Genomic DNA, 17,687 nt, shown 5'->3' on the forward strand with positions numbered 1-17,687 from the left:
AAGCAGTCATCATGAACCTTGTCCAATTGCGCAACCATCCGGAACTGAAAGACCGTCTGAGAAAAACGCTGCAGTCCGTCGGATATGAGACGGATGACTGGGTCCGCGTCATGATGTACCGCGATGCGTTCGCCTTCATCCATGACCTGGGCCCGGAGGAACTTGATACGCTGGAGATCTCCGGCGGTGTTCAATGGCGGCGTGAGTTCAAATTCAGGTCTTACCGCACGACGGAATATCCAGGTTTTGACATCTGCAGTGAAGCGTTGCCCCAGCAGTTCGATCTGATCATTGCCGACCAGATTTTCGAACATCTGAAATGGCCAATGCGCGCAGCGCGCAACGTCTACAATATGCTGCGGCCGGGTGGCTACTTCGTCATCGCCACCCCATTCCTATTGCGCGTGCACGCTTCCCCGATCGATTGCAACCGGTGGACGGAAACGGGGCTTTCCTGCCTGTTGCAGGAGGCGGGGTTTTCCGAGAAGGACATCACTACAAACTCCTGGGGTAATCGCAGCTGCGTGCAGGCGAACTTCAAACGCTGGCAAAAGGCCGGCTTCATGGGATCGTTGAAGAACGAACCGAATTTCCCGGTGATGGTCTGGGCATTCGCCCGCAAACCACTTCAGAGCGCGGAGCAGTAGCATGGCGCTGGCGCAAAGATCAGGAGAGCGGGGACCAACCGAGGGTGGCCTGCGGATCGGCATCGCGATTGCGACTGCCAACCGTCCGCAGGTCGTGCACGAAACCGTCGGCCTTCTTGCACGACAGACCCGTAAGGCCGACGGTGTTCTCGTTTGTTCGCCGGAGGAAGGGGACGTTGCGCCGTTGATAGAGACTTACGCGGATGTGACCCACATTATCGGTCCCCGCGGGCTGCCACATCAGCGCAACCGGCTTATCGAAGCCGCCAAGGATTTCGATATTCTTTTGTTTCTCGACGATGATTTCATCATCGCAGACGACTACCTTGCAGAGATTGCAGCCGTGTTTTTTGACTATCCCGATATCGTGATGACCACGGGCCGCGTCGTCGCAGACGGCATAATCGGACCCGGCTTGTCCTTTGAGGAGGCTTTACGGCGGCTGTCGCTTCCATCAGAGCCGCAAGACGTCCGTCTTCGTGAAATCTATAACGGCTACGGCTGCAATATGGCGGTTCGACTCGAAACCGTCCGAGCGAATACTTTGAGATTTGACGAGGAGTTGCCGCTGTATGCCTGGTTGGAGGACGTCGACTTCAGCCGCAGCCTTGCGCCCTTTGGCCGCATCGTACGCGCGGAACGCGCCTGTGGTGTTCACCTTGGGGTGAAATCGGGCCGGCAAACCGGCGTGCGGCTGGGCTATTCGCAAATCGCCAATCCCTGCTACCTCATCGCCAAGGGAACCTGTTCCTGGAAAAAGGGACTCAACCACATTGGCCGAAACCTCGCCGCCAATCTTTACGGGACATGCCGCGGCGAACGGTCAATCGATAGGCCTGGCAGGCTTCTCGGCAATCTCAAGGCCATTATGGACCTGTTCACACAACGCCTCGCGCCATCCCGCGCCCTCAGGTTTTAGGAGTACGGTGATGAAACCGGCCGGAGCGTGCGAGCGGATCGTTTCCATTTCCAAGGCAATAGAACTCTCTGGCAATGAACGCGCCTGCGCTCCACGCTTGGGACGACAAGGGGGCCTTGATGCGTAAGCTTGATTCTCTTCAAGTTCTACGGGGTATCGCCGCAAGCCTGGTGGTGGTCGATCACAGCATCCTGCGTAACGCAGAATGGGCCAACTATCCGGCCATCGTCAGGGTCGCCGCTCCCTATAGCGGCACCCTCGGTGTTGCAATTTTCTTCGTGATCAGTGGCTTTATCATGATGCACACTGCGGGCGATCAATTCGGAAAAATGGGCGCTCCACTGACTTTCCTGCGCAAGCGCATCGTACGGATCGTACCATTGTACTGGGCTGCCACCGCCCTGGAGGCGGCGTTACGGCTGCATAAGGGCGGCGAAATTGAGCTAAGGACACTTCTTACATCTTTGTTCTTCATTCCAGTACCCGTTGCGCCGGGCGAATACATGCGCCCGCTTCTAGGCGTCGGCTGGACGCTCAACTACGAAATGTTCTTCTACTGCATTTTTGCAGTCTGCCTGCTGTTCAAGCGGCAAGTCGGTCTGCTTCTGCTTTTTTCAACTCTTGCCGGGCTGGTGGCGATCGGCGCGATATACAAACCGCTTAGCGACACGTCTGCTCCGCACGGCGTCATTACCTTTTGGACCGACCCTATCATCCTGCTGTTTGCTGCCGGCGCTGCAGTCAGTCTCGCCGCAGAGGCGCTGCGAGGAGCCGTAAGCAGTTTCCATTCCATCCCGATTGCCGCCGTGATTTTGTCAATTTGGGCTGCGGTGTTTCTCTGGATAGTGGGCTCCTACCCCATACCCATGGCATGGCAGCTAGGCGGCTGGGCCGTGTGTATCCTTTCGGTGGGGCTATGTGTGCTTGAAGAGCCCGTCCCGAGAAATCTCGCTCGGGGCCTCGGAACACAGCTCGGAGATATCTCCTACACGCTGTATTTGTTTCATTTCTTTGCAATCGTCGCGGCGGAAAAAATCTGGTGGCTGCTTTTTGGAAAGGGTCCGTCGATCCTGTTTGTCGCCGCCGCCTATTTTGCCTCTGTGGCTGCAGCATATGCCATTCATCACCTGTTCGAGGTGAATGTGACCCGCCTTTTTTCCTCGCGTTCCGGCCGCTCGGAAACAGCACTGCTGATACCGGACATAGAAGCCGAGGCAACTCCACCGCAACCTGCGCAGACGCTTCAAAAGCCAGCGCATCTCTACGGGAGAAAGTAACATGCGCCACGCAACCTGGAACGCAATCCAAGGGAACGCCGCCGCCATGCGGCTTTATCGATCCTATCGTAATCTACCAGAGCCTTTGCGTGCACCCGCTCGCTGGGCAGTTGCGCCGGTCTGGCAAACCGCCTGCGCGCTTGTGAGGTACAAGACCGGCGATGTGGTGCTGACAGGCCCGTTCGAGGGCATGAAACTTCACTTGAGCCCCATCTCGAGCCGACACCTTCTGGGCTATCTACTCGGCACACAGGAATTGGAGCTGCATCCCATCATCGAAACCGTCATCCGCAACGCTTATCGCACCGTAATCAATGTCGGCGTTGCTGATGGATACTATGCAATCGGCTTTGCGCGCCGCATGCCGGCGACACACATCATAGGTTTTGAGGGTCTGCCTGAGCATCACGAGCCGTTTTGGCATACCGCGCGCACCAATGGCGTCTCCGACCGGATCACAATGCACGGGTTCTGCGACATTGCGGATCTTCAGAAAGTTCTTGCCGAAACCAACTCGCGTTCACTTGTACTTTGCGACATCGAGGGCGGCGAAAAGGTCCTGCTCGACAACGACAAAATTCCCGAGCTCAACCGCGCAGACATCCTGGTCGAAACACATGACGGTCTTGTCGCCGGATGTAGCAAAGCTCTGCTTCAACGCTTCAGCGAAACCCATGACATCACGTCGATTTACGCCCGTCCCCGCACGGCCCGCGATTTCCCGGCGAGAAAATTGCCGTTGATTGCCAAATGGCTGCCTCGTACTGCGGTTGAATTGATGAATGAACGGCGGACCGGGGTCCAAGAGTGGCTTTTCATGACGTCGCGCCAGCGGGCAGACAAGGAGCCCTCGTCATGAGCTTGCTGCTCGCCAGCGGAACACCGCATCTGCCGCAATTGTTTGGCGGATTGGAAATCAACACGCACCAGATTGCGTTGGAATTGAATCGACGCGGACACAGGACGGCCGTTCTTTCCAAGCTATCCCTCCGGGACCTCTTCGGTGCGGCGCTTTTTCTGGCAAGTCGGGCGCGTTTAAGCAAAATTTCGATGGATCGAACACTTGGATATGAGGTCTATCGCTCGTTAAAGCCTTGGAAAGATCTGCGCGGCCTCGCGCTTCCCAAGGTCGTGGTCGTTCAAAACGGCAATATGGTGCAGATGGGGCGAACATTCGCCAACCGGGGCATATCGAGCGTAGCCTATCTTCACGGCCTTGAATTCGATACCGGCCCCCGTTCGTGGCTTGAAAACGAAGAGGAACTCCCATTTTCCGCCTATATCGCCAATTCGGGCTATACCGCCACACGCTTCAAGTCGAAATACGGCATAGAGCCAGCTGTTATCCCGCCGATATTTCATCCCGAGCAATATCGGACGCCTGGAAAAGGCAAATACGTAACGTTCATCAATCCCGTGCCGGTCAAGGGCTTGGAGCTGGCGCTTGCGATCGCAGCATTAAGCCCGGACATCCCGTTCCTGTTCGTTCGTGGCTGGCCGCTCTCCTCGAAGGCCGACGAACTATTGAAACGTTGTCTTGTGCGACTCCCCAATGTCCGTCTCGTATCGCGCAGCGATGACATGAAACGTATCTATGCCGAAACTCGGGTTCTTCTTGTCCCAAGCCAATGGGACGAAACCTGGGGCAGGGTCGTCAGCGAAGCACATTTCAGCGGAATACCAGTTCTTTCGAGCGACAGCGGGGGCCTTCCGGAATCGGTCGGCCCTGGCGGTATCCTTCTGCGCCGTAACGACCCGGTGGAATTGTGGGCGGACCAGTTGCGCAGCCTGTGGAGCGATCCGGCTCTTTACCGCTTGAAACGTGAGGCGACGCTTTCGCATGCAGGCCGTGCTGCGCTTAATATCGGCTACCAGATGGACCAGCTGGTCGAAATTACACAGAGGGCAGCAGCATGACGCGCCCCTCCCCCATCCAGGACTTCTTGACCTTGCCTCCAACCGTCCACTCAATCCGGTGGCAAAGACCAAACGCGAACATAATCGACATCCATCACCGACGGATTCGGCGTCTTGTCGATCGGCCAGCCAGCGCCGAGTCCGAGGTCGATCAGGATCGTGAAAGGATGCTCCAGTTCGCGCGGCGTCTCGATGGACCACACTTCCTTCCTGTCCAGGAAATATTTTATCCGATCTTCCTGCACGGCAACGCCGTAAGTATGAAAATCCGCCGAGAGAGCTCCAGCGACTACCGGCACGCTCTGGTGGAAACTCTTGCTGAGAGCCGGTGTCTTGCGGTCCCAGATATGAAGAGAGGCGGTGTATTGGCTGGGAGCATGGCCGTAATGCTCGACCACATCGACCTCGATAGCTTTCTCCACCCCGCGGCTGGCGAGCCAGAACGCAGGCCAAACGCCTTCGCCGGCCGGAAAACGGGCCCGCATTTCGAAATAGCCATAGCGCTGCTTGAACCCATCGCCATTTGCATCCGTCGAAGCGAGCAGGCCGGATTTCCATTTTCCGTCGGCAGACTTACGAGCCTCGATCCTCAGCACCCCGTTTTTGACGGTAAAAGGAAAGTCGGGAACTGGGTCGGTGAACTGGGCATCGCCAAAGTCTCCGTTCCACGGCGTGTGCGCCGTCCAGCGGGTACCCGGGCCACGCGCGGAAACATCGAGCCCGTCAAAATTTTCGTCGAGTTTCAAAGCGAAAGAGTCGGGATCTATCACTTCGGCCTGGCAGGGCGAAGTGGAATGAAAGACAGCCGACGCGGAAAACACGGCCGCACAGCAATACATCGTCCTAGATACTTTGAAGAAGAAATCCACAGCGACAATCCTTGTAATCGAACAGGAAAGGTAAATCACCATTATGATTTAATCAACTATAATTACGATAAAATTACATCATTCAAAGACGAAGTCAAAATATAATGGGCCAATTTGCAAGACAATCTCTGTATTCTGCCGCATCTGGTCTTGCAACTGTATTTGCGAGCTTCACTAGTGGTGTAATTATTGCCAATCTTCTCGGCGTTCACGGGGCCGGTATGGTTGCTTTTGCTGTATGGATCGCGGCGATGCTCGCTCCGATTATTGACGGCGGAACAGCCTTGAGCGTTGGACGGTTTCCTGCCGAGTTGCGGGGACAGGACAATAATGCCGCTGCACATGCGTTGCCCGCCGTGTTGGCAAGGCGACTTTTGCTCTACCACCTCTTCGGCGTCACGGCGCTGGCAGCATTCTGTTCGATTGGGACGGATGTCACTCTCGTTTCTGAAGCCGTCTCAGGGGATGATATCGGCTCACGTATCCCCCTGACCGTTGTCCTCGTCGTCGCCGCTTTGACATCGCTTCAATCCTTCGCCCTGTTCGGCACTTCACACCTTCGCAGCGCCCAGAGTTTCCGCACGCTTGCGACGCTCGCCTGTGTTTCGATGTTCCTACAGATCGGCGCCGTTTACATCGGCGCTCATTTCAACGGTGTGGTGGGCGCGCTTGCCGGTTACGCGGTCGGACAAGTCTGCTTCGCAGCAGCAGCCCTGTCCCTCATCTTCCGCTCCGGAAAAGTATCCCCTGCCCTCACCAGCGAGGTTTGGCGATACGGACGCTTTTCCTGGGCCGCCAATGTCTGCAATACCTTCGTTTGGTCCCGCATCGAAATTCTGTTCCTTCAGGTCTTCTGGAGCTATCGGGAAGTCGGCTGGTTTAGTGTTGCACTGGCTCTTTCCGGCCTTGCTTCGCAAGGACCACTTCTTCTGACCGGCGCGTTCCTGCCCATGCTGGCGCGAAAACATGGCCAGGATGACAAAGCCGGATTGCAATCTGCGTTTACAAAGGGAACACGCCTGCTAGCAACGATTGCCCTTCCAACTTGCCTGGGAATGGCCGCAGTCGTGCCAGGTCTTGTAACGCTCCTCTATGGCCCAGAATTCGAACCGGCCGTCCCAGCGGCGATGATTATTGTGACTGCGGCTGCCTTTACGATTACCACGGTCATCGGTTCGCATCTCGTCAACGCACTCGGGCGCAGCGACTTCATTTTCTTTTCGTCGCTCTCCGGCGCCTTGCTGTCAACGATCTTCGGCTTCCTGCTGATCCCGGATTTTGGACTGGTCGGGGCAGCAATCTCGCGCGCCATCGTTCAACTTGCCATGGTGGCGATCGGCCTTTGGTTCATTACCGCGCAGCTCGGTTTCAGCTTCCCCTTTGGTGCGTTTCTACGCATTCTACTCGCGTCGCTTGCAGCTGCGGGTGCCGCGTTTGTGACCATCGGAGCCATAGGTCATCCGGCAGGACTGTTTGCAGCCATTGCCGTTGCTGCTTTCACCTACGTCCTGTGCCTCCGGCTGTTTGGCGCTACAAATGCAGACGATATCGCGCTGGTCCGCCGCTTGAGCGCACCCTTGCCCCAACCGTTTGCGCGGATGGTCGGCATTATTCTGTCCTTCATCCACCCGGGATCCCTAAGCCCGACAATCATCACGACCACGAGGTGAAACCATGCGAAGCGGAAATCTCAGAGCCGGCTGGTTCATCCATTTTCTGACTTTCACAGCGGCGAACCTTGCTGTGTTGCTACCGGCGGCAGCTGACCCCTACCGGCTTGCCACGCAAGACAGGATAGCCCTGAGAGTGGTCGAATGGCGTCCGGGCGAGGCGGAGGTCAAGGACTGGATCGCTTTGAATGGCACCTTCGTGATCAATGACGATGGCGCCATCTCGGTCCCACTCGTTGGCGAGGTTACGGCAATGGGCTTGACGACAAAGGAATTATCGGCCCGCATTGCACTCCTTTTGCAGCAAAGTGCCGGCCTCGCCAAGACGCCATCAGCGGCCGTGGAGATTGTCCAATACGGACCGATCTTCATTACCGGCGCCGTCGATAAGCCCGGACAGTATGCTTTCAGCCCGGATTTGACTGTGATGAAAGCAATAAGCCTCGCGGGCGGTTTCGAGCGAGAATCTGATGCCGCAGGCTCGCGGCTTGAGCGCGACAGGATTCAGGCGGCGGGCGTGCTCGGGGGCGCGGAACTTGATTACAACGGCCTGTTGATGCGCCGCACACGCCTGAGGGCTGAAAAAGATGGAAAACCGGATTTCGAGACACCCGAGGAATTACGCGGCGTGGACGGCGTCGAAGCCATCCACGCAGAGGAGCTCGATCTCATGAAGTTGCGCCGCGTCGAACTTGAAAGCAAGATTGCAGCCGCCAAGGGTATCGGCGATCTCTATGCGCACGAGATCGAGACGCTGCAAAACAAGATCAGTGCCCAACAACGGCAGGTCGAATTGGTGAAGAAGGAGCTTTCCAGCATCAATACCCTGGTCGACAAAGGCCTTATCCAAAGCTCGCGGCGCCTTTCACTCGACAGGGACGAAGCCGATGCGGAAACCAAGCTTTTGGATCTCGATTTTCAGTTGATCCGCGCCCGGCAACTTCTTGAAGAAAACAGGCGAGACGGCGAGGAGCTCATTAATTCAATGAATTCGCAAATCCAGACGGAAATGAACGAAGTTGTCAGGGACATCGCCAAGGCCGATCTCCAAACAAAGGTCGCTCGCCTGTTGATCGAGGAAACAGCCTACGAGAAGCAGCGTCAGATGATTGACGAAAAAAACGCCGACGACGCCATCCGATTTGAAATTGCGCGCCGCGGCGAAAACGGGGAAACTGTGCGGATCGACGTCTCGGCCGATTCAAAAATCGAGCCACGCGACCTGGTGGAAGTCATTGCTGGCCCCTCGAACGGCCTGAAGCTAAGGGCCGCCGTGCCAAGTCTAACGCGGTCCGATTTTGCTCTTTCCAAGGATCCGGAACACTAGGGAGACTTCCTCAATCAGTCGCCTGTTTTTCGCAAGCAATCAATACGATGACGCAGCTTTGGACAAGGGAGGAGCACACCGACCACATAAGCGACCTGCATCACCACGAATAGTCCAAGCACGGGCGCGAGTGATGCGAATGGGGAACCGGATTTATAGGTCAGCGCGAGATAGATCAGGCTGACAAGCACTGCAAATAGGAAAAAAGCGCCGATGCGCAAGAAAAACGCAGCAGCAAAGGACACAAGCCCCGCCGAAACAAATGCAACAGTCATCCTTTCACAACCTCGTTGGGCATGCCGGATGTCAGCAGAAGCCGTTCCAAAGCAGACATACCATAAAACTGTAATTTACAGAGAGAGCCCAAAGGACCGCGTTATGCCTGAATTTTTGTGAGCGTCCCATTTCGCACTGTTTGTGCTGAAGTTCCACGTCTTCGAGCACTTGTTTTTTTGGCCAAAGGGAGGCGCATTGATGCAACATGCCGGAAATGAACCGCGGGTGTATGATTACATCATCCTGGGCTGTGGGATTTCTGCCTTGACCGCAGCAAAACACCTGCTCGATAACAACGCGGTGCTGATCCTTGAAAGCTACAGGGTGCCGGGAGGCAATCACCAGTCCTATGTGATCGATGGGATGGAGTTCGACATCGGTGCCATCTGCTTCAATACAACCGACGAACAGTTCAAGCATTTTCCCGAACTGCTTGGCTCTTGCATACCCAAGGCCGTCGAGGTCAAGAAGATCTGCACAAACGGCTCGGTTGGCCGATACCCCTTCGACTGGCACGCGGAGGCCTCGTCGATGAGCTTGGCCGAACGCATATCTTGCCTTGTCAGCTTGGTGACATGCCGTCTTCGCAAGGGCGGGCAGGATGATGCACGCAGCTACGCCCAGTCACGGATCGGCGATTTACTGTATCAGCGGGTGGGCCTCGACCTCTATATAAAGCGTCTATTCGGGATCGATGCTGCACATATCGACTATGATTTCGCTTTAAAGCGGATGCAATGGCTTTCCCGCGAGACGTCACTCAGATTTCGCGTTCGCCGGCTCATCCGGAGAAAGATGAAACACATCCCGGTGTGGGGCGAAACGGTGGTGAGACCGCCCGGGGGATTTGGGTGCTACTACGAAAAAGCTCTCAGCAGGTTGAGAGATGAAGGCGTCGAATTTGTTCTCGACGAAAAAGCGCTCAAGATCGAAACTGCAGCCGGCATCACTGCGGTGACCACTTCGAACCGGACGTATCTTGCCAAAAAACTGATCTCGACGATCCCTTTGGATGATGCGTCGAAACTATGTGGGCTGCCGGAGACAACGTTGCCGACCGTCACACTTCTCAGCCTGTTCGTCGCGCTGCGCGGGTCTTGGTTGCCGGGCTGTTCCATCCTTTATAATTTTCATAAATTCGGAAACTGGAAACGCATCACCGTACATTCCGACTTTTACCCCGGCCCAGGTTCCTACGACAAACACTGCACTGTGGAAATCACCGTCCCGCCCGAGATGATGTCGCCGGCGCCGGCAGACGCTTTCGCGGATGTGGAAGCGCACCTGCGTGACATGAATATCATCGAGGGTGAGCTCGTCCTGATCGGCAGTTCCGAACTTAGGAACGCGTACCCAATTCCCCAAAAGGGGTTCAAGGCGCGCCGCGATGCGGCGATCGTCCGGCTTGCGTCCAAGGAAGTGATCTGCCTGGGACGACAAGGCAAGTTTGAGTACATCCCACATTCGAACGTCGCCGCCAAGGAAACGATCAACACATTGGAAAAGGCGCTCGAACCCGTGGAGCTGCCACAGCAACGAGAGCCTTCACTTGTTAAATTGCGCACCGAGTTGCCTGCGCTACCTGTTACAACGTGAGATCGTGACGCTGCAAGGTGCCGTCAAGTCAGTCGTGCGTTCCGGTGTTTGTAAAGCGCGTTGCCGCAATGCATAAAATTTTTGGTTTGGCGGTGCGATCCCCGGAACCTGAAGCGTCTTTGAGCGCGCTCAATCGTCTTTCATGATCTGTTTTATTGCGAGGGAACCATGCCCGTACCAGACCGCTATTCCATAGTCTTCGCTGACGAATTCGATCGTTTAAGCCTTGCCAACACGGCTACCGCAACGGCCAACTGGTACACCGCACAGGCGTGGGGTGGCGGCTTTGGCAGCGCCCAGTTCCTGCCGGCGGGCGCAAGCAATTCGCCGTTTTCGATCGTGCAGCAGGGAGGTCAAACTGCGCTCCAGATCGAACTGACGCGGAACGCCTCGGGACAGCTCCAGAGTGGGCTGATCTCAAATACCTTCCCAGACGGAACGAGCGCCACGCCCCAGGACGGTGATCCATATGGATATTATGAAATGCGCGCCTGGCTGCCTGCGGGAAAAGGCGTTTGGCCCAGTTTCTGGGCCAGCGAGAAGGAACGGCTCTCAGCAGCGAGAGATCATGTTTTTGAAGTTGATGTGCTGGAACAGCACGGTAGTGCGGTACCGGATCGATATGCCAGCATTCTGCACGACTGGAATTGGAATGGGACGGTGCTGGAAGGCCACACCAGCCAGTATCATCACAACGTCGTCGGCACCGGCGTCATGACGGCCGGGTGGCATACTTACGGCGTCGAAATCAGGCCCGATATGACGATATTCTACTTTGACGGCCGTGCCCACTTTTCCATTGCGACGCCGAAAGGCCTCGATACCGATCTGATGTTCATGATCGATCTGGCCGCGGGTGGCGGCTGGCCGATCGACCCAGCACTCGATCATCAAAAGATGTACATCGATTATTTCCGTGCCTATGAATTGAACGAGGCAGTCCCCCCACCATCCGGCGTGCTTGTGGGCACGAGCGGCAACGACACTTTCCTCGTTTCGGCGCCTACAACCCAAATTAAGGAACAAAGCGGAGGCGGCTTCGACACTGTATACGCGACTGTGTCCTACACTCTGCCCGATAATGTCGAAAAATTGCGTTTCTCGGGTCCGGGTGCCCTCAGCGCGACCGGAAACGGCGGAAACAACCAGCTGTATGGCAATGGCGATGCCAATGGCTTGGCGGGTTTGACAGGCGACGATTACCTTTATGGGGACGCTGGCAATGACACGCTCTTGGGCGGTGCAGGAAACGACAAGCTCTTTGGTGGAAACCAGAACGACGTGCTAACCGGCGGTCTTGGGATCGATCGACTGGACGGCGAAGGAGGATCAGACACTTTCCATTTTGATAGCGTAGCGGAAAGCCCATATTCCGCGCGGGACACGATCATCGGCTTTTCAGGCGCGAAAGGAGATCGCGTTGATCTGAGTGCACTTGATGCCAACACACTTGTCGGTGGCAATCAAGCTTTCAATTTCATCGGGTCGAGCGCCTTCACCGAGGCAGGTCAGGTTCGTTTCAGCGACGGGGTGCTTTCGGCCGACGTTAACGGCGACAGGATAGCCGATTTCGCCGTCAACATCGGCACGTCTTCGCTATTGTCCGGCTTTGTAATTCTTTGAAGGTCTTGGCCGAGCGCCTGCAGAGGGAGCGCGGCATCTCAAACTGAGCTAGGTCCCTTGTGTTCACAACCCGGCATGATCTGTCGAAGGGGTGATCACAGTCGCCGGAGAAGTCCTTCGTTGGAACGATCACGTCCGCAAAAAATCTCCGGCCGTTGGATGTAATGCTTGGGCAAGCAGTCTGCATGTCTGCGGCAATTCCGGATTGGAAACTACGGAACGAATGCACTCGGTCTGAGTTGAGTATTACTATCAACCCAACAAGGACACCACCATGGCTGAGAAAACACTGGACGATTTGTTTCTTGATACGCTCAAGGATATCTACTTCGCAGAAAAACAGATCCTGAAAGCGCTGCCGAAAATGGCTCGTGCCGCGCAGTCACCGGACGGCAAAGCCGCGTTCCTAAAGCACAAGGACGAGACGGAAGGCCAGATTGAACGCCTGCAGCAGGTGTTCGAGATTATTGGCAAACCCGCTCGCGGAAAAACGTGCGAGGCCATTCAGGGCATCATTGCCGAAGGCGAGGAAATCATTGAGGAGTTCAAGGGTTCCGTAGCACTCGACGCTGGCCTCATCTCTTCGGCTCAGGCAGTCGAGCACTATGAAATTGCCCGCTACGGCACATTGAAGTCGTGGGCGGCGCAGCTTGGTTACACCGATGCCGTCGCACTGTTCGACGCCAATCTGCAGGAAGAGTTGGCCACTGATCAGAAGCTGACCCAGCTCGGCGAAGCTTCGGCGAACCCGAAGGGCGCTAAAGTGAAAGCCGCCTGATTTCGTCGCAGTCACCAAACCCAGGGCCGTCTCTACGAGGCGGCCCTTATTCTTTCCATTCACCTACCTTATTATCCACCAGGTTGGGAATGGGGTGCATCGACAGGCGTCGATCCCCGAGGACCGGGGACGAAGGACTGATTGTTCCCAAGAGGAGAAACCGAACCATGCCCTTTACAGCCAGCGCGAAATCAGACGCGCATATCCTCTTCAATGACCAGCGGCCATCACCGCAAGACCTGACAGAGGAAAGCGTTGTCGGGTTTGTCAGCGCGCTATGTTTTCGCCCCATCGGTGATGGCGAAATGGTCATGCGGCTGGCGGGAGAAGACGGCGGACATATTGATCTCCGCACGAATCCAGTATGTGCCGGGAGGCTCGCAATCGCGCTGCTTGATCTCATCAACCAGAATGGCTGGTTTGACGTCGATCTGCGCGTGACCGAAGGTGGATCGGAGATCGCGCGGATCAAACCCCTGGCAAGCAAGACATTTGTCTGCGAAGCTTGAAATTACTGATCCGGTACACCATCGATGGTTTCCAACCAAAAGCCTTGAAAAGGGCCGGTTGACGAACTGATAGAAAGTGTTCGGTCACCACGCTCTTTCCGCACCGCCATGAAAGATCGGATGTTCAGTCTGTCCCCGCTGAAAATGCGCAAATGCCTGTTCGGTCGCAGCTTCGAGTTCTGCCTCGCCAATCTGCGCCGAGGTGATGATCTGATGCGCAAATTCCTCATCAGTTGTCGCCGACCTCGCATTCCCGTGTGCCAGCAATTCAGCCATCGACATTTTGTCGGTGTGAATAATCAGCTTCCTAGCAGCCACGGCGTCCTGCACGATACCTGATCCTTGCAAACCATACACCGACACATCATAGGGCAGCAGCACCGCATCGACCGACTGGAAGAGAGCCAAAAATTCGTCCGGGGGCATTCTGGCTGAATGCATTTCGACCTGAACCTTGCCGTCACCGGGATCAAAACCAGTCAAACCCTTGTACGCGCCTCTTTCGAAATCGTTTTCTGAACCTTGGACGACGAATTCGATTTCGGCGAAGTTGCCTCGATTTGCTTTTGCTGTGGCTTCAACGATCCCAGCAAGCCTGTGGCTTCCCTTATCCGACCGCGGCGCCCCGAACACTCCAACCCGGAATGCGCCCCTCCCGCCTATTCCCCGGGATCGAATTGCAGTGAGTTCGACGCTGCAAGGGAGATAGAAATAGGGCTGTATCGCGAGACCAAACCGTTCCCGTACATATCCGGCAAGTTCCTCTGTCTCCGAGTACAGAGCCAGTCTATCTGTCCTCACCCTAGACGCGACATCCAGCCGCCGCTTGCGGATACCGTCGTCGGGTTCGCCAAAGTCAGGGCTTAAAAAGCGCAAGCAGAATTTTGGAGCGGTGTCTTTCTTGTTGTCGATAAGCGCCAGCGCCGCCTCAAGCATGTTCAGGTCGGCGGTCGGAATAATCACCAGATCATCCCGGTTGAGGCCCAACCGTTCGCACGTCTCCCCAAGCGTATCAGCCAAGGGTGATGCTCGATGTTTGAAGAAAGTGCCATTCGCAGCCATCGTCAGGCACGCGGCAAGCTTTTGGAGGGTATTTCCATACTTGGCGCGCGTGGCAAGTTTTGTCAGCCTGACAGCGTTATCGCTGAATTTACCCGCCGCAGGCCCGAGAAAATCGTCGTAGGTTTCGCCCGCAAGCAGATGCAGCGAATAGTTCGGCAACAGGCGTTGCAACGCCCATATCTGTGTCTGGAAATGTCCGTGGTTGCGAACAAGCTTCCTTTCCACAACGAGCATTCTGCGAGATTGAAGTAAAGCCGGCGCTTCAGGTTGTTCGAGCAATTGAGATTCTTTCGTTATCAAGGGCTTCAGGTGAAACCTGTGAGATTGACCCGTGTGGATCTCATGATGGGATCTCATGTGCAAGCTTCTTGCATTTGGCGTAGACTTCAAGTAGCCGCTAATTGAAAGATTTAATTGAGCGCCAATCAAAGCAGGTTAATGACATGGGCATTAGAACTTGGCTGGGACTAAAGAAGAAACGCGCTTCACTGGAGCACCCGCCCTTTTGGAATGAGCATAGCTTTTCCCAGTTGCAACAGGACCGATGGGTTTTGTCGGAACTTGGCGGAAAGCGGGGTGGCTTCTTTGTCGAGATCGGCGCCTTCGATGGCAAAGAGCTCAGCAACACTTATCTTCTTGAAACCGAATTCGATTGGAAGGGCATTTTGGCAGAGCCAAATCCCTTGCTTGCCGATGGCATTCGCAAAATCAGGAAAGCCTCGCTTTACACCCAGCCCGTTGATGCGGTTACGGGCAAATCGGTGACGATGCGCTTTGTCGCCGATCAGCCTGAGTTTTCATCCATGGCCGATCACGCGTTCAAGGATCGCCATGCCGATACGAGGAGGAAGGAGAGCGTTGAGATCGTGCAGACCACGATCAGCCTCAACGAACTGCTCCAAGCCCACGGCGCACCCTCCGATATTGATTTCATCAGCATCGATACCGAGGGCAATGAGCCGGATATCCTGTCCACGTTCGATTTCGACAGGTTTAAGGTCCGCCTTTTCTGCATCGAACACAACAACACGGACGCAAACGAAAACCTGGACAAGATCCTTCTGACAAAAGGGTACGAGCGCGTTTACCGTGAATGGTCCAGATGGGACGCATGGTACCGGAAACTCTAAATTGCGCCGAGACGCTGACAGGAGCGTGCTCAACAGCTGCCGTCAGCCTTCGCTAAGGACTGTTGACGAACGGCCTAGCAACGACGCGACGTCTTCGGCCTGATTGGCAGAGAATCCAATATTTCCAGGACTCTTAAAGTCCTTTGCCGGGTGCCCGGTCTGACTATTAAAAGGCGTAGAGAATGCGGATACTGAAAAAACTGCTGAAAAAGAGCCTGGCGTCCTATTCTCCGAGAGTTTACTGCAGTCCGGCGACACTTGATAAGGCAAGTATCGTCATAGAAAGATACAGGGAGATCATTTCCGACCCTCTCAACCTGTTGATCAGCAAGGTTCCGCAAGCCGGGTACGTGGACGGCGACAGATGTGTGATCCTCCACAACGGTCACCGCGTCGCTGTCGAGGGCGATCTCGCGTACTATAAGGATTTTAGCGATATTCTCATTTTGAACAGGGGCGTTCATGAGCCGCTGGAGGAATATTGTTTTCAAGAAACATTGAAGAAGATCAAATCCGGCTCGCCGAAAATGATAGAGCTCGGCGCCTACTGGGCTCACTATTCAATGTGGTTTCTGCAACATTTTCCAAATGCACACTGTGTCATGGTCGAACCGGATGAAATCAACCTGCGGTGTGGTCAAAACAATTTCAAGATAAACAACTATTCTGGTGAATTCGTTCAGTCCTTCGTGGGGTCGAACGCTTTTGAGCTTGATGCATTCACCACGGAACGCAAAGTGGACCGGCTCGATATCCTGCATTCCGATATCCAAGGATATGAGGTGGAGATGCTGCGGGGAGCCTCGAATTTTCTAAGAGAAAAACGGATAGACTACGTTTTCATTTCGACTCACAGCCAGAAACTGCATACGCAGGTGGCCGATATTCTTGCCGATCATGGATATCGAATTGAAATCTCTGCAGACTTCGACAATCAGTCAACTAGCCTTGACGGGTTTATTCTCGCATCTTCCCCCACCGTGCCCCCCGTCTTTGCTGGGTTTGTTCCATTAGGTCGCCTTGACATCGCAATGGCGGGCCCAGAACAGCTTGTCGCCTATCTCGCCTCGGTCAGAGGACACTAGGCAGGAGCCATTCCGATATCACTCGCTAACCCAGATCGAGGTTGCGTCCTGGACAACTTTCTTGATCCTACAATTGTCCCGCCATTCCCGGCCGATGTCGCGGATCACCGGTTTCTGCTGGGGCGAGAAAATAAAGTTCTTGTTCGGCTTTGCGAGCCGTTCCAGCGGAGCGTTGACGCCGGAATAAAATTGCTTCTCCGGATCACGGGTTTCGTCCATGAGGCCCGCCGCTTGGCGCGCAAAATCACCGCGCAGCACTGAGGGCGATGTGGTGAATTTGGGAAACTTCCGAAACAGAGGGATATTCACGCCAAACACCCGCGCATATTCATTTCTTTGGTGGAGGTGCCCTTTCCTGGCGATGTCCCAATGTTGGTCCGCCGTGTGAAACGATACCTGCATGACATGCGGGTCGTGGAAGGGCTCCATGAGCTGCTTGTCAAGACGGTCTAGAGCAACCCAGTCATCCTCAAGGTGGAACACGTAATCCGAGAGCGTATGGCTCCAGAGCCTTTTTACGGCCGCGCAAAACCCTGGTTTCTCCGGCCGGAAGAAATGGGCCGAAGGAAAGCAGAGTTTGACAAGATGCATGCAATCACGCTCGTCCTGTTCTGTTCCAAAGATCGGATCAATATTGACGAATACGTTTTGAAATACGAAGTTGGGGAAGACGTCTCTTTCGAAACTCTCCAGCGTTCTTTGCAGAAGATCTGGCCTTCTGCCCAAGACAATGCATAAATCAATCGTCAGGCTGTGGGATTTCTCATGCATTTCGCAGCTCTATCTCGTCTATCGGGACGATACCTCGATCGCCCAGGATCGGAATGCAATTATCAATGTTCGACCGCTGTGTACAGGATTGCGTAATTCGACCGGGCATATGCTTTGAAGGTGGCCGCTCAACCCCAGGGCTGATGACGAAATGAGGAAAAACGCTGATTTAGCCGGAAAGAGCCCCAAGCTTGGCTAAGTCTAAAGCTTGCCTGAAACCCAAGACAAGTT

At 55.1% G+C, this 17,687-nt stretch carries 17 protein-coding genes; 13 read left to right on the forward strand and 4 right to left on the reverse strand.

The annotated features are described in order from the left end of the window. The first annotated feature begins 11 nt into the window (after nucleotides 1–11). From ACP7E6_RS15580 to ACP7E6_RS15600, 5 genes are all read left to right on the forward strand, one after another. A complete protein-coding gene (locus tag ACP7E6_RS15580; RefSeq protein WP_426230659.1) occupies nucleotides 12–647 on the forward strand; it encodes a class I SAM-dependent methyltransferase in 636 nt (211 codons plus the stop codon). 1 nt (nucleotide 648) lies between these two features. Next, nucleotides 649–1,566, forward strand: a complete 918-nt coding sequence (locus tag ACP7E6_RS15585; protein WP_426230660.1) for a glycosyltransferase family 2 protein — start codon at nucleotides 649–651, stop codon at nucleotides 1,564–1,566. Between the two features lie 119 nt (nucleotides 1,567–1,685). After that, nucleotides 1,686–2,843 (forward strand): acyltransferase family protein, encoded by a 1,158-nt coding sequence (locus ACP7E6_RS15590; RefSeq protein ID WP_426230661.1) that lies wholly within the window; start codon nucleotides 1,686–1,688, stop codon nucleotides 2,841–2,843. Between the two features lies 1 nt (nucleotide 2,844). Further along, nucleotides 2,845–3,702: a hypothetical protein gene (locus tag ACP7E6_RS15595; protein ID WP_426230662.1), complete on the forward strand. Its 858-nt coding sequence runs from the start codon at nucleotides 2,845–2,847 to the stop codon at nucleotides 3,700–3,702. Continuing rightward, on the forward strand, nucleotides 3,699–4,760 hold the full coding sequence (locus ACP7E6_RS15600) for a glycosyltransferase (RefSeq protein ID WP_426230663.1): 1,062 nt from the start codon (nucleotides 3,699–3,701) through the stop codon (nucleotides 4,758–4,760). The genes ACP7E6_RS15595 and ACP7E6_RS15600 overlap by 4 nt, the downstream gene beginning before the upstream one ends. Before the next feature lie 50 nt (nucleotides 4,761–4,810). On the opposite strand, the gene ACP7E6_RS15605 is transcribed toward ACP7E6_RS15600, so the two are convergent. Continuing rightward, nucleotides 4,811–5,629 carry a family 16 glycosylhydrolase gene (locus ACP7E6_RS15605; RefSeq protein ID WP_426230664.1) on the reverse strand — a complete coding sequence of 273 codons (819 nt, stop codon included), beginning with the start codon at nucleotides 5,627–5,629 and terminating at the stop codon, nucleotides 4,811–4,813. 104 nt (nucleotides 5,630–5,733) lie between these two features. Here ACP7E6_RS15605 and ACP7E6_RS15610 point away from each other — a divergent pair, with 104 nt between their 5' ends. After that, a complete protein-coding gene (locus ACP7E6_RS15610; protein ID WP_426230665.1) occupies nucleotides 5,734–7,299 on the forward strand; it encodes a polysaccharide biosynthesis C-terminal domain-containing protein in 1,566 nt (521 codons plus the stop codon). 4 nt (nucleotides 7,300–7,303) lie between these two features. After that, nucleotides 7,304–8,626, forward strand: coding sequence for a polysaccharide biosynthesis/export family protein (locus tag ACP7E6_RS15615; protein ID WP_426230666.1), 1,323 nt, complete (start codon nucleotides 7,304–7,306; stop codon nucleotides 8,624–8,626). 14 nt (nucleotides 8,627–8,640) lie between these two features. On the opposite strand, the gene ACP7E6_RS15620 is transcribed toward ACP7E6_RS15615, so the two are convergent. Further along, complete coding sequence (locus ACP7E6_RS15620; protein WP_426230667.1) at nucleotides 8,641–8,901, reverse strand: hypothetical protein; 261 nt, start codon at nucleotides 8,899–8,901, stop codon at nucleotides 8,641–8,643. A 199-nt stretch (nucleotides 8,902–9,100) separates the two neighbouring features. Between ACP7E6_RS15620 and ACP7E6_RS15625 the strand changes: the two genes are divergently transcribed. The 4 genes from ACP7E6_RS15625 to ACP7E6_RS15640 all read left to right on the forward strand — a co-directional run bounded on the left by ACP7E6_RS15625 (nucleotide 9,101) and on the right by ACP7E6_RS15640 (nucleotide 13,408). Continuing rightward, nucleotides 9,101–10,498 (forward strand): NAD(P)-binding protein, encoded by a 1,398-nt coding sequence (locus tag ACP7E6_RS15625; RefSeq protein ID WP_426230668.1) that lies wholly within the window; start codon nucleotides 9,101–9,103, stop codon nucleotides 10,496–10,498. A 168-nt stretch (nucleotides 10,499–10,666) separates the two neighbouring features. Continuing rightward, entirely contained in the window at nucleotides 10,667–12,121 is a 1,455-nt protein-coding gene (locus ACP7E6_RS15630) for a family 16 glycosylhydrolase (protein ID WP_426230669.1), read from the forward strand. 274 nt (nucleotides 12,122–12,395) lie between these two features. Further along, the gene (locus tag ACP7E6_RS15635) at nucleotides 12,396–12,899 is read left to right on the forward strand and encodes a ferritin-like domain-containing protein (RefSeq protein ID WP_426230670.1); all 504 of its coding nucleotides are present in this window, start codon (nucleotides 12,396–12,398) and stop codon (nucleotides 12,897–12,899) included. A 167-nt stretch (nucleotides 12,900–13,066) separates the two neighbouring features. Continuing rightward, nucleotides 13,067–13,408 (forward strand): hypothetical protein, encoded by a 342-nt coding sequence (locus tag ACP7E6_RS15640; protein WP_426230671.1) that lies wholly within the window; start codon nucleotides 13,067–13,069, stop codon nucleotides 13,406–13,408. A gap of 84 nt (nucleotides 13,409–13,492) precedes the next feature. Here ACP7E6_RS15640 and ACP7E6_RS15645 read toward each other — a convergent pair whose 3' ends face one another. Then, nucleotides 13,493–14,749 carry a hypothetical protein gene (locus ACP7E6_RS15645; protein WP_426230672.1) on the reverse strand — a complete coding sequence of 419 codons (1,257 nt, stop codon included), beginning with the start codon at nucleotides 14,747–14,749 and terminating at the stop codon, nucleotides 13,493–13,495. A gap of 122 nt (nucleotides 14,750–14,871) precedes the next feature. On the opposite strand from ACP7E6_RS15645, the gene ACP7E6_RS15650 reads away from it, so the two are divergent. Both ACP7E6_RS15650 and ACP7E6_RS15655 read left to right on the forward strand, forming a co-directional pair. Further along, complete coding sequence (locus tag ACP7E6_RS15650; RefSeq protein WP_426230673.1) at nucleotides 14,872–15,600, forward strand: FkbM family methyltransferase; 729 nt, start codon at nucleotides 14,872–14,874, stop codon at nucleotides 15,598–15,600. A gap of 182 nt (nucleotides 15,601–15,782) precedes the next feature. Beyond that, nucleotides 15,783–16,685 (forward strand): FkbM family methyltransferase, encoded by a 903-nt coding sequence (locus ACP7E6_RS15655; RefSeq protein ID WP_426230674.1) that lies wholly within the window; start codon nucleotides 15,783–15,785, stop codon nucleotides 16,683–16,685. 18 nt (nucleotides 16,686–16,703) lie between these two features. Here the strand turns inward: ACP7E6_RS15655 and ACP7E6_RS15660 are convergent, their stop codons facing one another. Beyond that, nucleotides 16,704–17,456: a glycosyltransferase family 2 protein gene (locus ACP7E6_RS15660; RefSeq protein WP_426230675.1), complete on the reverse strand. Its 753-nt coding sequence runs from the start codon at nucleotides 17,454–17,456 to the stop codon at nucleotides 16,704–16,706. Between the last annotated feature and the right edge of the window lie 231 nt (nucleotides 17,457–17,687).

This window comes from Pararhizobium sp. DWP3-4, from assembly GCF_049898205.1.
GTDB lineage: Bacteria > Pseudomonadota > Alphaproteobacteria > Rhizobiales > Rhizobiaceae > Pararhizobium.

Excerpts from the sequence above, each read along its gene's own strand:
- ACP7E6_RS15630 (WP_426230669.1), top strand. The coding sequence starts at position 10,667 with ATGCCCGTACCAGACCGCTATTCCATAGTCTTCGCTGACGAATTCGAT.
- ACP7E6_RS15635 (WP_426230670.1), top strand. The coding sequence starts at position 12,396 with ATGGCTGAGAAAACACTGGACGATTTGTTTCTTGATACGCTCAAGGAT.
- ACP7E6_RS15625 (WP_426230668.1), top strand. The coding sequence starts at position 9,101 with ATGCAACATGCCGGAAATGAACCGCGGGTGTATGATTACATCATCCTG.
- ACP7E6_RS15580 (WP_426230659.1), top strand. The coding sequence starts at position 12 with ATGAACCTTGTCCAATTGCGCAACCATCCGGAACTGAAAGACCGTCTG.
- ACP7E6_RS15620 (WP_426230667.1), bottom strand. The coding sequence starts at position 8,901 with ATGACTGTTGCATTTGTTTCGGCGGGGCTTGTGTCCTTTGCTGCTGCG.
- ACP7E6_RS15585 (WP_426230660.1), top strand. The coding sequence starts at position 649 with ATGGCGCTGGCGCAAAGATCAGGAGAGCGGGGACCAACCGAGGGTGGC.
- ACP7E6_RS15595 (WP_426230662.1), top strand. The coding sequence starts at position 2,845 with ATGCGCCACGCAACCTGGAACGCAATCCAAGGGAACGCCGCCGCCATG.
- ACP7E6_RS15615 (WP_426230666.1), top strand. The coding sequence starts at position 7,304 with ATGCGAAGCGGAAATCTCAGAGCCGGCTGGTTCATCCATTTTCTGACT.
- ACP7E6_RS15660 (WP_426230675.1), bottom strand. The coding sequence starts at position 17,456 with ATGCATGAGAAATCCCACAGCCTGACGATTGATTTATGCATTGTCTTG.
- ACP7E6_RS15640 (WP_426230671.1), top strand. The coding sequence starts at position 13,067 with ATGCCCTTTACAGCCAGCGCGAAATCAGACGCGCATATCCTCTTCAAT.
- ACP7E6_RS15655 (WP_426230674.1), top strand. The coding sequence starts at position 15,783 with ATGCGGATACTGAAAAAACTGCTGAAAAAGAGCCTGGCGTCCTATTCT.
- ACP7E6_RS15600 (WP_426230663.1), top strand. The coding sequence starts at position 3,699 with ATGAGCTTGCTGCTCGCCAGCGGAACACCGCATCTGCCGCAATTGTTT.
- ACP7E6_RS15610 (WP_426230665.1), top strand. The coding sequence starts at position 5,734 with ATGGGCCAATTTGCAAGACAATCTCTGTATTCTGCCGCATCTGGTCTT.
- ACP7E6_RS15590 (WP_426230661.1), top strand. The coding sequence starts at position 1,686 with ATGCGTAAGCTTGATTCTCTTCAAGTTCTACGGGGTATCGCCGCAAGC.